Source organism: Endozoicomonas sp. ONNA2 (assembly GCF_024606365.1).
Taxonomy (GTDB): Bacteria; Pseudomonadota; Gammaproteobacteria; order Pseudomonadales; family Endozoicomonadaceae; genus Endozoicomonas.
This window is the reverse complement of the sequence record NZ_JAHHPO010000657.1, coordinates 1-1,086: the sequence shown is the minus strand read 5'-3', so window position 1 is coordinate 1,086 and position 1,086 is coordinate 1. Positions and strand designations below refer to the sequence as shown.

Sequence of the window (1,086 nt, the reverse complement as noted above, 5' to 3'; positions counted from 1 at the left end):
CAGTCCCGGACGGGTCTCAATTTTCAGCCCGGAACCATCGGGGAAATGGCAAGAGGCTATCATTTTCCCTCACCTCCATTATCTTGAATTCAGCTCTGCCGGTAAATACTTCTTCAGTAAATACACCGTTGGTGGCCGTGACTTGCTGCTATGGCCCAGACCGGAAAAATTGTCCGACTGGTCGCTGAACCCTTTTCCCACCCCGCATTTTGATGCTGCATCAAGAGCCAGGCTTAACTCAGTAAAAGTGCTTCAACATAAATCCTTTGTAGGCAAGGTGCAGTTCAGTCCGTCTGATAGCCACATACTGGTCAGTTCGCATACCAGTCACTTGCTGGTCAACGCCAGCACAGTTGCAGTCTATCTCTGGGGGAAGAACCAGGCAGGCGAATGGTCAATTCAAACCTTCACCGATCACTGCACCCCAGCCATCACACCCTGCTTTAGTCTGTCTGGCCTGCATGTGCTGACCTGCAACCCCTGGATGTCAAGCATCCTGGGGCGCAGTAATCAAAAGCAGTGGTCACTCAAAGGGGTTATCAAGCAACACGGTCTCTTGAAAGCATACTTCAATCCACTATCAGAGCATGAAGTGGTGATCTTGAGCCGCACCGATAATGACACAAATATCACGCTGACAGTTTGGGAAATAACTGGCACGCCAGATTGAAGGCAAAACTTATTTTGACGTATTGACAACCTGATGATCGAACTCGCTTTGCACTGGGATGCACACTGGCCCGAGAACTTCCTGGCCTTTGACCTGTCTGTCAAAGCAATGAATCAAATGATAATGCCGGTAAACACTCGTTAAAAATGGGACAAGTCAGTGAGCGACCCTCTCTCTGCAACAGCCGTCGGCTTTTCGATGATGCCGAATTGGCCTGTAAATCAGCCTGGCAAAACGACACCTTCAAACTCTCCGTCGACTGTCTCAAAGGCCAGCCCGCAAATACAACCGCTGCGGCAAAGAAGTATTACCGAACTCCCTCCCGAACTGTTAGTCATAATATTTGACTACCTGGAATTCGATGATATCCGCCAGGTAAATGCAACCTGTCTGGCATTTCGGGAAGTGGTTAAAGA

At 49.2% G+C, this 1,086-nt stretch carries 2 protein-coding genes; both read left to right on the top strand.

Features of this window, described 5'->3' with window-relative positions:
• Nucleotides 1–670, top strand: a 670-nt coding sequence (locus KDK14_RS11545; RefSeq protein WP_257265271.1) for a hypothetical protein, incomplete at its 5' end; no start/stop codon positions are given.
• A 159-nt stretch (nucleotides 671–829) separates the two neighbouring features.
• The coding region (locus KDK14_RS11540; RefSeq protein ID WP_257265270.1) for an F-box protein at nucleotides 830–1,086 on the top strand (257 nt) is incomplete at its 3' end.